Here is a 15,135-nt window from a genome sequence, read left to right as displayed (position 1 = left end):
CTGTTGTCGGTGCTCGATCTGTGGTTGCACGATCGCTTTCGACATCATGGTCCGTATACGCGGGCATGCCGGCCCGGAAGATAGGACCACGTCAAAAGCAGACTTGAATCCGTGTCGTTTTAGCGAAGCCGTGCCGCCCGTCCTGTTGCCTGAACAAAGCTTCGATTGAGCGGGCGTCGCGTTTCATCCATGACGCTTGCTTTCCGACCTAGAGGGAGCCTGGAATCCATGCTATGTAATGTCTCGGTTCTTATACTGACAAAAAACGAAGAAGCAGACCTACCGGGTTGCCTGGAGAGCGTTGCATGGTGCAATGACGTCTGGGTGCTGGACTCAGAAAGCCACGACAAGACAGTTGACGTTGCCAGGGCTTATGGTGCTCATGTGCACGTCAGGCCCTTTGACGGGTTTGCCTCCCAACGCAACTTTGGGCTTCACCAGTTGGCATTCAAACACGACTGGCTCCTTATTCTGGATGCCGATGAACGGGTAACAAAACATCTTGCGGCGGAGATCCACAGTGTCATCAAAACTGCGCCCCCTGAGGCTGCTGCAGGGCGCCTCCAAAGGCGTGACTATTTCATGCGCCGTTGGCTAAAGCACGCACAAATATCCCCGTACTTCATTCGGCTGGTTCGACAATCTCGCGTCAGGTATGAGCGTGAAGTAAACGAGGTCATGGTGGTGGATGGCGAGATCATATCGCTCTCGGAACACCTGGATCACTTTCCGTTTTCGAAGGGCCTCACACATTGGATCGCGAAGCATAACGTGTATTCATCAATGGAGGCCGTTCAACTCAGGAATCGGTTGAGCACGCCTGCCTCGCTACGGTCGGCATTGTTTGAGCGGGACTTTAACGTGCGGCGGAAACACCAAAAGGCGCTGTTCTATCGACTACCTTGTCGACCGTTTCTGAAATTTGGCTACATGATGATCGTAAGAAGGGCCTTTCTGGATGGAGTGCCCGGAATCAACTACACCTTCCTGCAATGCTTCTACGAATATCTCATCTCCTTGAAGGAGCTGGAATATACACCTGAGTCTCGTTGACATGGATGACAACACCTTCGTACATCGCGGCGGCATCGTGGTACCGGCCAGGGCCATTTTCACAGGGAACTGAATCATGAAGGTTAGCGTAGCAGTGTGCGGCCGGTTTCATTTTCACAACTACATTGAGCGGCTGGACGAGCTCGGGATTCTCGACACATTTTATTATTCCCATAAGGCACGCGCATCGACGTTTTCGCTGGCACGGGGTCGAGCCGTCAACATCTGGGCAAAGGAATATGCCGTACGAGCGCACGCGAAGCTGCTCAAGGAGCGACTGAGCGACCTGTTTTACCCCGCCTATCACGACCTCTGGCAACTCGGGGTGCGACTCAATTGGCGACCGACACCCTTGCTGCACGTCATGGCACACGGTACTTCACGACAGCTTATCGAAAAGACAAAGCGAGAAGGTTCAATCGTGATTGGAGAGGTAGTCAATACGCACCCCATTCATCGAGACAGACTCCTCACCGATGAAGAGAACAAGCGCGGCATTCCACATATAACGCGGATCAATCGGCAGCAACAAAGACTGATCGAAGAAGTGAAAATGTACGACTATGTCCTCGCACCCTCTTCCATCGTGCGGGAGTCGTTCATCCAGCAAGGGGTGCCCCCGGATATCATCAAAGTGATTCCGTACGCGGCCAACGTAAAAAGATTCCATCCGTTGGAGAAACAAGAAAAGGACACGAACCGCTTCAACATATTGTGTGTCGGACACATCAGCCTGCGAAAAGGTCAGCTCTACCTCCTCGAAGCGGTGAAGCAAATCAACGACAAGCGCTTGCACGTCACACTGATCGGGCAAATCGAGCCGCGGATCGAAGCGCTATTGGCACCGTATCAACATCTCTTCACGCATATTCCTCGTGTGGACAATGCTCAACTCAACGCGTACTACAACTGGGCGGATGTCTTCGTACTCCCCTCACTCGAGGAGGGTTTGGCCGTCGTTCTATGCGAGGCGCTAGCAACGGGACTACCCATTATCGCTACGCGTGAGTCCGGCGCAGCAGAGATTATCGAGCACGACCGTAGCGGCAAGATCGTCTCGGCCAGCTCCGCTACCCAGTTGGCTAACGCTATCGCCGAGTTGGCAAACTCTCCCGACAAGGTCCACGAATTTTCCAGCCATGCGACGGTTGCCGCTACCCGCACGCATAACTGGAACCAGTACGTCGACAGATTGCGCGGCGTCTACTCCGACTGCCTGCGCTAACTACCGCAGGGCGCCTTTCACGCAGCGCCTACCAGTTGCCTCCCGATCTTGCACCCTGCATTTGTGTCGACAGACCGCTTACGTTAGGCAGTGCGCTCGATGTCGACGAGCCGACACCTGCGCGCATACCGCCGCTACGGCTCAGGTTCGATACTGCACCCAACCCGGAGTAGGTGCTGCTACGCTCGTACCCCATCCGGCCCACGACTACGGCATACGGGTTCGCCGCCTCGGCACCGACTGCGGACAATGTCGCCAATTCGTCCGGGCTCGATGCGGATCTTGAGTAGGCATTGGAATGACTTTTCAACGACTCGCTATCCGAACTATCATAAATTCGGTTTAACTGGGCACCCGGATCCTGACTGACGGCCCCCTCACAACCGGGCAATGTGCATGCCGCCAACGAAGTCTTCGGCGCACCCACTATACCTATGGCCGCAGCGACCGCCAGAATTCTCAGAAGCTTCCGGGCAACGAAATTTTCGAAAAACTTGACCATCTCATCTCCACATCAAAATAGTATTTTGAAATCGACGTCTTTTGCCCTAGCAGAATGATGGCCGGTACACATCGCCCGCAAGCGTACGATCCGCACGCCAGGTAATGATTGCACTTTGTCCTGTGCCATCGCCACCACTTGATCTTCCCGGATGGTCCGCATACCCGGCGCCGTCATGTCAATCGAACTTCGCCAGACGGCGCGCCCGGTGTAATCCATCCCACTCAGGAGCAGTGTCCCGCCATCGCCGGGTTCGGTCACGCCGTCCCCGTCGCCGACCGATACGATCAATTCCCGAGCTCGCCGATGAATCGTTACGTCGAACGTCTGTTGTTCTGCGCTCGCGCCAAAATCAAACCTGCCAACGATCGCGCTGTCATTGTGGTGAGCGTCGAGAATTTTCGTATCGTCGACCTTCAACTGAACCGCGATGTCGAGAGAGGAGTTGGCATTGCTTCGAGGGCTAGAAAATTTTTCTTCTGCACTTGCCAATGTCCCCACTATGACCGGATCGCTAATCGACAATCTCTTGCAGATATTCGCCAGGAGTATCTGGCCGACCTGGCCTGCCGCCACCTCGTTCCTGGCTTTGACACCTATCGCCGTCTCGCCATTCTCAAACCATACGCCCGCCACATCGAATAGCGGTTCTCCGCTTTCGTTCCGAAGAATCGATCCAACCGAAAGTCCTCTAGGGACGGGATCGTTGATGCCGGAAAAGCTCGTGTATAGAACATCACCTTTGACAGCGGCGACCTTCACGCGAACCACCCCGCCACCGCTTGTCAACGGCAGTACGCCACCTGCGGACGAGGTAAGCCTCGGTCGGTTGAATTCAATCGAATCCATTGGTGTTGAAAAGCTCAACGTTACGAATGCACTTGCAGGCCGTCTTTCACCCAGAAACGTCACGTCATTGAATTCCGCGGCCCTGCAACTGATGATCGGGATCGGCTCTTCTATCGTTGAATCGTTCACAACGATTCGGTTAACGGCAGGACCATTCGAGAAGAAGCCGATCTCGCATCGGTTGTATTCGATGTAATCGACCAATTTGTCATTTTCGACGAATCTGATGTACGAATCGTTGACAATGATGGTTCCGCTTGCAGAGGGATAAAAGTATCCATTGACCCGCACCCGGTTGCACACGACTCTGTCAGCGGAAAATGCATAGAGGCTGCCATCCAGAGACGTAACGTCATTCTCGTCGCGGTGCTCGCGAGATGATAAGAACTCCAGATCGTCAAGTTCTATATTTCTCGCTACCCTAAAACCGGGTCGATCAAGGCTCAAGACCCGGGCGGCGCCTGTCTCGTTGTTCCCCGCAACGGAATCCGCGTTCTGCGCGATGTCCGCCCAGCGTGCGTCGTAGTCGTATTGCAGCGGCGTGACCAGCTCGATCAGGTTCACACCGACCTTCGCGACACTGTTCCGCTCGAAATATCGAATAGACGGTGGGTAACCCTGAGAATCCTGGTTGTATCCGTAGATCAATATAGGCATGCCCGGTCTATAACTTCCCGCACCATCCGGACTCACTAGCCTTATCACGGACGATTTGGCCGCGACCGAGCGGATGCGGTCGCCACTGGTGAACTCGCCAAATCCTGGAATCGATCCGGCATTATTCAAAAAATAGTCCTGATTGATGACTAGCGGGACGCACTCTGTCGTCTTCTCAGACACCGCGATATTGCGCAACTGGGTGCTCCTCCCGCCACGAACGCGGACATCCCTTACTCCCTGCAGCCACCTGCCGGTCAGGATATCCAGCCTCCCGTCCGGCAGGATGAGGTCGAAGGTCGAATCGGACGATTGCATTCTGGCGCGAATCTTCAATAGCGCCGTGGAATTCTCTTCTGCGGATGCTCGCGCAGATACACCGTATGCTGCCGCCTCTATGACTTCGCGCGACATGGATGCCGACGCCAAACCTGATGCGAAAGACTTTTCCGACACTGCCTCCGCGCCGAGGACGGTCGCAAGCAGTCTTAGGAATTCCCGTCGGGATTGTTTGGTGAAGTTCATTTCCGCGCAAAAGCCCTCGTCACAGTAGCCAATGAACTGAAGAGCCCGCCCGTCACGGTCGATCAGACAGCGTTTGAATCGACAACCGGGCAGTCGAACCGGCACCACCTTGACGTACCTTGTCGCGATTTGGAGCAGGCAGCGCAATTCGCGCCATCCTTATCTTGCCCGCCTTCACCAGAATATAGATGGCGACGAACGAGAACCCGAAAAAGTAGGCCATCGGGACGCCGCCGTCGCGAAACAAGGTTGAAATATACCCATTGAAAATCCAGTACGATGCGAACAGCTTCGGATTGGCCGTGTAGATGACACGATTATGAAATCGATACAAAAACAATCCGACGATAAACATCCCACCCACCAATGAAGGAAATCCGAATATCGAATACAGGTCGGCATGCAGCGACCATGTCAACGCAAAGAAATTTCCATATTTCAACAGATTTATGCGCTGTGTTGTGGTTGGCTTGCTGGGCCAGATTCCACGTGGAATAGGCCAGGTCAGCAAGCGAAGGTATTGCGTTCCCCAGTTGAAACCGGTTCTGTCGGGCACCAGCTCATAGATCGCCGACGACACATCGAACTCCTGAAAATCGCTCGTTCCAGCCCCGGCCGATCTCGCCTGTTCGTAATGATTGACGATCTCCGCGACACTCGTATCGCCGGTCAGGATTTTTCGTGCCGCGAGTCGGTCCGAACCCACGACATCGAACAGGAGTACCAAAATGAACCCTATCAGAATCGTTTTAACGGCAAAGCTTCTCCGACCACGCCTCATTAATCCGATCGTCAACGCACTTACCACAACAATCACGAACGACAACCGCTGTGCTCCGACAAGAATGCGCAACAAGACAAACGAACCCGTCGCCGCCACCATCGTCGGCGTCATTCCGTAGGCGAGAATCAGGATCAACAGCGCCGCCGGGATGAATTCCGCGAAAGCCATCATGTAACCCGAAACCCCGACCAACCGCTGACCGCCATTCGCGTCAACCTGCACGTCGAAGGATTGAACCGAATCGACGCCGGCGGAGCCATATGCAACGTGGGTCGAATACAGTCCCAGCGCCACGAGGACGATCAAAACGGAGAAAAATCGAACCTTGTCCGAAATCACGAATCGAGTCGGCGGTATCTTGAGTTCTCTAAGATTGCGCGGTTCAACGAGCGCCGGCAGGACGACCACAGCAAACAACGCGCAATTTATGTTGAGACACGTCAGCCACAGCGTTCCGTCCGATGGAATCAAACCAATAGTGTTCCACAGAAATGATTTCCCAATCAGAAATACATTGAACGGACGAATCACGTATCCGAGAAAATGATATATCAAATACAAAAATATCGGATGGTAAACAGGCATTCGCATTGACACGACAAATGCGAAGCACATCGCCCAACAAAGAAGATTAATTACCGCAATATAACCTACGATTTCCATATCAGTTCTTCGCCGAGCGAGTCTTTAGTCGATGATGCAAACGGGTCTTTCACGGGTTCCCATCAGCCAGCCATATACGCCTGCCATTTGTTCGGCAATAGAATTCCAGGTGAAATGGCGTTCAACCAGAGATCTGCCGTTCCCGCCCATCTTTTCGATCTGTGCATCGCTGACGTTGCAAAGGTCACCGAGAAACTCCCGCAATCCATCAATGGAGTTCAGAATTTCGAACGCAGCGTGTTGCGAGAACCCGATAGACAGATTGCACTCGCGGGTGAGCGCGACTGGCTTCCTGAAGGACCAGGCCTCGAGTGGCACCATCGGCAACCCTTCACTGAACGAAGGCAAGATCACGCAATCGCACGCCGCGTACGTTTTTGCCTTGTCGTCGCCGAATTGAGCGCCGATGAAATGGACGCCATCGGCGTCTATACCTTCGTTCACCATGCCTCGCAGTTGAGCGATATAGGACGGATCTCCCCATCCACCGATGATCAGGTTCCAGCGCTCGTTGACCGAGTCGGCGGTGACGCTTTCTTTCCAGGCTGCGAGTAGGTTCTCTACGCCCTTCTTAGGGTGCAACCGGCCAAAATAGAGCAATAGCTTTCTCGATGCGAAACCGGCGTTCCACCAGGACGGTAACCCGGGACTCTCATTGCTCGGAATCGTCACACCGTTATGCACGACAGCGATCGGTTGCTTGAGCCCGGCTGCACGGATCGCGTGAGCCTCTTCAAGATTGAGGGCGTGCAAGCAGGCCGCACGCTTCAAATGGCTACGTTCATAGGCGGCGAGCGCCCCCCACTTCTTCAACTTCGAACGATTGAGAATCCAACGATCGAGCATGCCGTGTGGCGAAATGATGTACGGCTTGCTTTGGCGCCGATGCCACGCGACGACGTCGGCAGACGGATGCATCCAGATTCCGTGCGTATGAATGACTTGTGCATCGGACGCCAACAACGCCGCACGCAGTGCCGGAGAGTAGCCCAGCATCGCCGGACCGACACGGTCGCACGTCGTCACCTGCGTGCCGTGCCATTGCGGAAGGTCGTCCTCCGTATGAGCGTCTTTCAGGGCGAACACGCGAGGCATGAATCCGGCGGCAGGCAGTTCAAGCGCGAGACCACGCATCGCGTCGAACAGCCCCCCACCCGTACGGGAGGCCGAGGCGGTCACAAACCCGACCTGATGGCTCGCACAACTTTCTGCATGGATGTCGGCCTGCAATTTCACGCCGCCTCCCGCAGCAAGTCAGAAAATCGCGGGTACTGATCCTTATAGCGCTGAACCGCACGATTGACCTCCTCCCGTCCGATGGTCGGGTCCTTGTAATCGAAGATCATTCTTTCTGCGACTCGTTGTACGTCGAAGGTGTCGATATCGTGGACACGTGCGCTGAGCCCGAGGTCGGTCATGATGCCGCTTGTCTTGGGTAAGTATGAAAGCGCAACCAGCGGCTGCCCCGCGAGCAGGCCGAAAATGCACGAGTGAAAGCGGCTCCCGAGAAACACCGCAGAGCCCGCGATGATTCCTCTTACATCCGCTACCGGGCGGTCCCTCTGATCCAGAATGACGAAATCCGGGTGCCGCGACGCGATCTCGCGCCCGACAGGTAAATCGGCGGCAACCTGGTTCACGATGACAACGCGGACCCCCAGCGTCTCATGCAGGATACTTAGCAGTTGGCAAATCTTGCGCACATACCGTTGCTTGGCCTCCGTCTGATCCGCCGCGAGAGGGAACGCCCATTCGATCACCGAAACGGCTATATACGGCTCATCCGGTTCAATGCCAAATTCCGTCTTGAGCAGTTCCCTGGCGGCCGGTGTCGATTCATGCCAAAACGCCAGGTCGCCGGTCCGAACAACACGCTTCTCCGGCAACGATAACGTTTGGACTGCAAAATTGTATGACTCGCTCTCTCGCACGCAAACCAGATTCGCCTTCGAGAGAATCTTCTTCGCAAACCACTGTCCGCGTCGTGACCTGATGGGACCGACGCTTTGCGGCGCCAATACGACCTTTGCTCCGAATCTGGCCGCGGCCCAGATTTGAATCAGGTTAGCGTAGTACGACGGGTTCGAATCTTCGAGATACCCGCCTGGGCAGCTAATAACAATGTCGGCATCCTTGAGCGCTTTAATCGCGCGCCGTTGTTCTCGCGGAATAAGAAGACCCAATGGCCATGGCCTTCCGAAAAGGACATAGCAGATCGTCGCGCCCTGGCGAACCACATTGCAAAGGCGCCGCCGCCACACGCTTCTCGACAGGCAATTGCCGAGGCGTTCATGCCATGTCACCTGAGGCAGGTGGCGACGCTGTGTCGATGGTTGATAAGCGATACCGCTGACTGATGCGCCCGGAAACGCACTATAGATTTCATCAATGCATACTTCGATCAGCGCCGCATCGCCCTTGTTGACGGCGCCGAAGACATTCGCCACAACGATCTTGATCACTTCCATTTTGAGAACCCGTTCGCGAAATTCAACACGTTTTCGGAAAACCGCAGCAAGTCCCAGTCAGGAAGATTCCATGGATACTTGCTTTTCATCCTGACAATATTGCTGCTATCGAGTAGTGCACGGATACCCAGGTCTATGTCGGACTCCGTCCCGTCGGTTACGAAACCGTTCTCGCCGTGCCTGACCAACTCATGAGCAGCCCCACAGCGATCCGTGCAAAGGACCGGTGTCCCGCATGCCAACGCCTCGTTCAGACACAGGCCCCACTGGTCATAATCGCTAAGGAGGACCAGGAACATTGCCAGCGACAGGAAGATCGGCATGTCGCGATTGGGGACAAGCTGCCTGAACATGACGGAATCCGATAGTCCCAAGCGGTCACAGTGCGCCCGCAGGTCCTGCTCCAGCTCTCCTGAGCCGATGACGAGCAGGCAAACCCCGCTCGCCCTCGCTTGCGAGCGTGCGTACGCATCGATCACCTTGTCGACCCGCTTGCGCGCAACAAGCCGCGAAACGCAAACGATATATTTCTCCGGCAAGCCCAACTGAACCCGGTATTCGGCTTCACGCTGACGAGCAACCTGGGCCGCCTGCCGAAAAAGACTGTTATCCACGACGTCGTAGCCGACTCGAATATTTTCCACGGGAATTCCCAGGAACTGGAAGTAGATGCTTTGGCGGCGACCAGCCACGATCGCACCGTCGTACATGCGTGCAAGCAATGCCTTAAAGAACTCGCGACCGGGTCGCCGCATGCCATCGTCGAACTTGCTGTCAGCGCAAAACACAATCCTCGGGTGCCGTTTGAGCAATCGGTAAACCAGTCCGACAACGGAGTAGTGGAAGTTGTATCCGATCGTCACGATCAGATCCGGCTTTTCCCGCGAGATTTCCATGAACAGTCGAAGCGAAAATTTCACGCTTGTGCGCTTTTCCCCCTTTCCTCCAAGATATCGCCATCGACTTTCCCACCGGTCATGCCCAACGCCATGGGCGCTACGATGAAGATAGTCTGCGGATTCGCGGCTCATCACCAAAACCTGAAAATCCACACCGTCGCGCGACAGACGATCGCCCATGTTTCTAAGGCGAGCCGAGTGATAGTCCCCGACACTACCCGTTAAGAACAGCACCTTCATGGCTTTTCTCGCTGTATTCTTGAGAGACTTCGTATTCACCAAACGCGACCAGAAATACATCGAGTCCGAGTAGGCAAATCGCAACGGAGACGAGCCCACCATGTCGAACGGCAAATAGCCCGATGGCGATAGCCCCAATCGCGGCAACGAGATAGGCAAAGGCAAACCGCATATGACGGTTGATCGCGATAACGAAGATGGAACTCGATTGCCATAGCGAGTTCGCGACCATCGAGAGCAGCAGCACGTCGAAGAGCGGCGCGTCGAAGGTTATGTGCTTTCCCGTCCACGCTGCATAGAATCGTCCACCCCACTGGCTCATCGCGATGCCCGCCGCGGTCGCCACCATGATTGTCACGAGTGTCAGCTTGCGCTTGATCTTCTTTACGTCGCCTTTTCGGCCGACAGCGAATAGCTTCGATACCTCTGACCACACCGAGTTGGACAGCAGGTTCATCATTTGCACGGCAACCCGGGTCAGCGTTCTCATCGTTGAAAACACCGCGACCTGCGCCGGCCCTAGCGCGGTCCCGATGACCCACAAGATTCCCTGAAAATTCAGCCCGTTGCTCAACGGAAACCCCAGGAACGCCAAAGACGGGATCAGTGACTTCTTGAGCCATCTCCAATCGATCGTGAGCGGGAACAAGGTCGCCCATGGGCAATATCGATTCTTAACGATCTGCTGTGCCACATAGCCGATCAGCCGTGCGGCGAGCATACCCAAGGCAACGGCAATGGGCGTCTTGAAGATCAAAAGCGCAACCAGTCCGAGCGTGAGCGCCATGAATCGGGTCACATTCAGGATGCCGACCGACAACGCGTAGCAATTGGCGCTGCGCAACGCAGCCGTATGAGGGCCATACATAACGCTTAAGCAGACGTCGCCGATAAGAATCAGCGCGACGAACCGCACCTCGTTCGACGACATGAACCGGAAGACATGAAATCCTCCTCCGAACGTCCACCATGCCAATCCAGACGCAATCAATACGGCAAAGACAAACAGCGCAACCGTCGCGGTGAGCGTCCGGTAGATGACCTGAAGGCGGTCGTAGTCCCCCACTGCCGCGCGTTGATCCATTTCGTTTGCCGCGACGGTGGACAAACCAAGATCGCTCAATGCCAGATAGGTGGGGATCGTCGAGATAAGGATCCATTCTCCATACTTCGCCGCACCCCATACGGACAGAAACAAAGGAACCGATACGACTTGCGCAAACACACTCACGGCCTGACCGAGGCCATGCGCGAAGAACGCCCTGACAATACGTTGTGCCGACATGCTGAACCCGTTTGTGTGCCCGACATGACCCACCTTTCATGTCAGGCTTTGCGATCAATGACGCGGCGCGTACTCGTACTGGTACGCATACTTGTACTTTCCATATGCGTAACCGCCGGTGTTCAACGGGAAGTCGTTGAACACCACCCCTTTCAGCGGACTGCCGCATTGCCGCAATTGCTTCACCGCCAATTCGACCTCTCTTACCGGGTTTGCGCCAAAGCGCAATACCAGTAACGTGACCCCCGCCAGCCGTCCGATAATGGCCGGATCCGTTACCGCCAACACTGGCGAGGTGTCGATAATCACGTTGTCGTATTCGGCCGACAGTTCCTTCAAGACCGCTTCAAAGTTCGGATGCAACAGCAGTTCTGCGGCATTCGGCGGCAGTTGGCCGGTAGGGATGAAGTCCAGGCCTTTGACCAGTTTGTCCTTCCGAATGATCGAAGTACGGTCGCCGCCTGAGCGGATAAGCTCGGTCAATCCGGATTCGCGTGTCTCCCCAACGTAACGGTGCAAATAGCCACGACGAAGGTCACCGTCGATCAGGAGAATCCGCTTGCCGGTGTTCGCCATCAAGACGGCCAGGTTGATCGAAATGAAGGACTTGCCGACGCCCGGTGCCGGGCCGGTCAGCATCACGACATTGTTCCTGGCATCGAACTCTGCGAATTGCAACGCGGTGCGTAAGCCGCGAATCGCTTCGACCGCAAGATCGTTAGGCGAGGAATTCGCCAACAGGGGAGCATCAGTCGCAGCTGACCGCTCGATACGTCCGAGCGACGACTGCTGATCGCTATGCGGAACCGTCGCATAGACCGGAAGGCCGAACCTTTCTTCCACCTCGTTCGGATCTTCGATGCCGCTGCGAAGCGCCTTGAGTCCAAACGCTGCGCCGGCTCCCAGGAACAAGCCGAGCGTCGTCGCCACCAGCATGATCAAGCCGGGCCGCGGCCATACCGGCACCGTATTGTTTTCGGCGTCATCCAACAGACGGACGTTACCTGTCTTGCCGGCTTTCAGGACACGAAGCTGTTCGACGTTGTTCAATAACGTCGTATAGATTTCCTGCGAGACCATCGCGTCCCGCGCCAAGCCCACGACATCCTGTTCGTTCGACGGGATCGCCTTCAGTCTCTGATTGAAGCTGTCGAGTTGCGCATTGACGGTGTCCAGTTGCCGATTAACCGCATCGACGTTTGGATGCTGCGGAGTAAATCGCTGAAGCAGTTGATCGCGCTGAAGCACAAGCTGGCTCTTCTGAACTTCCGCCTGCACGACTTCGTTCAACAACGTCTGGGCTTCCAGGGGAAGGTCGACGATGGCATTTTTTGTTCGGTAGTTGTTGTACTTGGTTTCCGCCTCTTTCAGATTTTCCTTGAGCCCCGGAAGCTGATGATCGAGGAACTGAATCATGTTGTCGGCTTCGGCGGATTTTCTGTCGATATTTTGTTTGACGTACAATCGCCCAATTTCATTCAGGACAGCTTGCGTCTTGCGTGGGTCGTCGCTACGCCAGACGGTACTGATGATTCCGGAGTCCTTGCCTTGCTCCGAGATGTTCAACGAATTCTGAAGGCGGTTGATGACGTCCAGCCGCTTGGAACGAACCAGCTGGAATTTGCTGCCCGGCCGGCCAACCAGGCGGCTCACCGTGATGGCGATGGGGCCGGCCGACGTGGTAGCCTGGATTTCCCGGCCGACCTCAGCATTTTCCACGACCAGGTCGCCGTCTGGTGAGAGAAGGTTGTACTTGCCGCCCAGTTGGGTAACGAGCGTCCAGATTGCGCCGTTATATGCCGACGGCACCTCCATCTTCGTCACCTCGATCGCTTCCGGGCCCCAAGCGTACGACGGCAAGTTGAAACGCGCAGCGGCGGAGACGGGCACAGGAAGATGCGATGCTAAAAACCGGCCGAGCAGCGGCAGGTATTTCGGTCTGGCGTCGATATCCAGATGCACCGCGTCGACGGTAGGGCCGAGAATCATGCGCGATCGCAGAATCTCGATTTCGGTGGTCGAGGCCGTCTTCAACTCGAACATGCTGGCCAGATCGCCCAAAGCGGAACCGATCGAATTGCCGTTCTCTTCAACCTGAACCAGAATATTCGATTCGTATGCCGGTTTGGCGATCAGCGCGTACACCAGGCCTAGCACCGCCATACCAAGCGCAAATCCGAGAATCACATTTCGATACTCCAGTAGCGAAGCCAAATGCTCCCCGAGGCTCGTACCTTCGTCGGGTGGTGAAGTGCGCTGGCTGGTCAGGAATTCATCTGCTTCTTGCATGTGCTTGGCTTAAATATGTTAGTTACTGAATGTGTGCCGATCGAACGGCCTCAATGGCTGGTTGCAACCACGTCCGGCGTGCGGCTACTCGTGACAAAGAGGCTTTCTCGTTTCCGACTCTTTATTCCATCCATTGGAAGTTGCAATCTTGGCCGCCCAAGCTCGCACGCCCTGTTCGATTGAATCCAGCGCGATGACGAATTCCGCACGCCCCCTTCCAAAGGGGTCGCGGACGTCAAAATTATCAAACTCACCCAAACGAAATATTCGCCCTCTCGACCACGGACTGAATCTTTCCACGTAACGCTTTTGCTCAAGGTCCATCACAAGCAGAAGATCCGCGCTCATGCAATGCGACCTCAACAATTGCCTCGCCCGATGATGTTCGATATCCAGCCCTTTCATCTGCATCAACTCGCGCGCGAGAGGATCGGCCTGCTGCCCCACCAAAGCACCTACACCCGCTGACTGCACAACGCAATTCGGCAATTCGCTCGCTAGCAACGCTTCGGCCATCGGGCTACGGCATATGTTTCCGATGCAAATAGTCAAAATGGAACGAATCATCGAGTCTTCCCGGTAACCTCTCGTTCAACGCTTAACCCACCCACCATCATCAACGTCCGAACGGAATGCATGTTTTGTTTGTCGAAGTAGCGGGCGAGTCCTGAAGCGATGCGAGATCCTTCGCATCGGCCGTCACGATTCCGCTTCGTGCGCTTTACGCAGATACCTGCTCTCCGTGTCGCTCACAGAAATCCGCGTATGCGACAGCCAGGCCATCCTCAAGCTCTGTCGTCGCCCTGATTCCGTGCGCATGCAAGCGCCGCACATCCAGCAGCTTGCGGGGCGTACCGTCCGGCTTCGACGGGTCAAAGCGGATTTCACCCTCGTATCCCACTACCCTGGCAATGCTCCGGGCCAGATCTGCGATCGACAAATCGATGCCCGTCCCAATGTTTATGTGCGATGTCGACGCTTCGCACTCCTGTTTCCATTCCTCGGACGCAATCTGCATGATCTTGACGGCCGCGAATGCCAGATCGTCCACATACAGCAGTTCTCTGCGAGGCGTTCCACTTCCCCAAACCATCACCGACGCCTGGCCCCGCACTTTGGCCTCGTGCATTCTGCGTATCAAGGCCGGCACAACGTGACTATTCTCCGGATGGTAGTTGTCGTCGGGGCCGTAGAGATTGGTCGGCATTACGCTACGGAAATCCGTTCCGTACTGCCGGTTATAGCTCTCGCAGAGTTTCAGCCCCGCAATCTTTGCGATCGCGTAGGGCTCGTTGGTCGGCTCCAGATAGCCCGACAGAAGCGCACGCTCCGAAATCGGCTGGTCGGCAAATTTCGGGTAGATACATGACGAACCGAAGAACATGAGCCTTTCCACACCCGCACGATATGCCTGGTCGATCACATTCGCTTCGATCATCAGGTTGTCGTAAATGAACTCGGCGGGATAGACCGAATTGGCCTTGATGCCCCCAACCTTCGCTGCGGCGAGATACACATGATCGATATCCTCGCTTTGGAAGAAAGATTCGACGGCATGCTTATCGGTCAAATCGAGTTCGTCCCGTTTGCGAGTGACAACGGTACAGAACTCCAGCGCTGCCAGGTGTCGAACAACGGCGCGCCCTACCATACCGTTATGGCCGGCCACAAAGGTCCTGATTTCTTTGCTCATTTT

Annotated in this window: 11 protein-coding genes; 2 read left to right on the top strand and 9 right to left on the bottom strand. The window is 55.4% G+C overall.

The genetic code is table 11. The annotated features are described in order from the left end of the window. Positions 1-189 precede the first annotated feature (189 nt). Both BUS12_RS03040 and BUS12_RS03035 read left to right on the top strand, forming a co-directional pair. Complete coding sequence (locus BUS12_RS03040; protein WP_253189991.1) at positions 190-1,053, top strand: glycosyltransferase family 2 protein; 864 nt, start codon at positions 190-192, stop codon at positions 1,051-1,053. A 76-nt stretch (positions 1,054-1,129) separates the two neighbouring features. Next, positions 1,130-2,278 (top strand): glycosyltransferase family 4 protein, encoded by a 1,149-nt coding sequence (locus tag BUS12_RS03035; RefSeq protein WP_074294187.1) that lies wholly within the window; start codon positions 1,130-1,132, stop codon positions 2,276-2,278. Positions 2,279-2,792: 514 nt separating this feature from the next. Here the strand turns inward: BUS12_RS03035 and BUS12_RS03030 are convergent. From BUS12_RS03030 to BUS12_RS02990, 9 genes are all read right to left on the bottom strand, one after another. Then, positions 2,793-4,811, bottom strand: a complete 2,019-nt coding sequence (locus BUS12_RS03030; protein WP_074294186.1) for a hypothetical protein — start codon at positions 4,809-4,811, stop codon at positions 2,793-2,795. Positions 4,812-4,863: 52 nt separating this feature from the next. Then, the gene (locus tag BUS12_RS03025) at positions 4,864-6,258 is read right to left on the bottom strand and encodes an O-antigen polymerase (RefSeq protein ID WP_143788243.1); all 1,395 of its coding nucleotides are present in this window, start codon (positions 6,256-6,258) and stop codon (positions 4,864-4,866) included. A gap of 24 nt (positions 6,259-6,282) precedes the next feature. After that, complete coding sequence (locus tag BUS12_RS03020) at positions 6,283-7,494, bottom strand: glycosyltransferase (RefSeq protein ID WP_143788242.1); 1,212 nt, start codon at positions 7,492-7,494, stop codon at positions 6,283-6,285. Next, positions 7,491-8,726 carry a polysaccharide pyruvyl transferase family protein gene (locus BUS12_RS03015; RefSeq protein WP_074294184.1) on the bottom strand — a complete coding sequence of 412 codons (1,236 nt, stop codon included), beginning with the start codon at positions 8,724-8,726 and terminating at the stop codon, positions 7,491-7,493. Before BUS12_RS03015 ends, BUS12_RS03020 begins: the two co-directional genes overlap by 4 nt. Next, a complete protein-coding gene (locus tag BUS12_RS03010; protein ID WP_171991585.1) occupies positions 8,717-9,865 on the bottom strand; it encodes a glycosyltransferase in 1,149 nt (382 codons plus the stop codon). Before BUS12_RS03010 ends, BUS12_RS03015 begins: the two co-directional genes overlap by 10 nt. Next, entirely contained in the window at positions 9,840-11,150 is a 1,311-nt protein-coding gene (locus BUS12_RS38665) for a lipopolysaccharide biosynthesis protein (protein ID WP_171991584.1), read from the bottom strand. The genes BUS12_RS03010 and BUS12_RS38665 overlap by 26 nt, the downstream gene beginning before the upstream one ends. A 54-nt stretch (positions 11,151-11,204) precedes the next feature. Next, positions 11,205-13,439: a polysaccharide biosynthesis tyrosine autokinase gene (locus BUS12_RS03000; RefSeq protein WP_074294181.1), complete on the bottom strand. Its 2,235-nt coding sequence runs from the start codon at positions 13,437-13,439 to the stop codon at positions 11,205-11,207. Positions 13,440-13,523: 84 nt separating this feature from the next. After that, positions 13,524-14,006 carry a low molecular weight protein-tyrosine-phosphatase gene (locus BUS12_RS02995; RefSeq protein WP_367117593.1) on the bottom strand — a complete coding sequence of 161 codons (483 nt, stop codon included), beginning with the start codon at positions 14,004-14,006 and terminating at the stop codon, positions 13,524-13,526. Positions 14,007-14,160: 154 nt separating this feature from the next. Next, complete coding sequence (locus BUS12_RS02990) at positions 14,161-15,132, bottom strand: GDP-L-fucose synthase family protein (protein ID WP_074294180.1); 972 nt, start codon at positions 15,130-15,132, stop codon at positions 14,161-14,163. Between the last annotated feature and the right edge of the window lie 3 nt (positions 15,133-15,135).

This window comes from Paraburkholderia phenazinium (genome assembly GCF_900142845.1).
GTDB classification, from domain to species: domain Bacteria; phylum Pseudomonadota; class Gammaproteobacteria; order Burkholderiales; family Burkholderiaceae; genus Paraburkholderia; species Paraburkholderia phenazinium_A.
The sequence above is the reverse complement of the archived record's forward strand: the minus strand, read 5'-3'. Positions and strand labels throughout refer to the sequence as shown.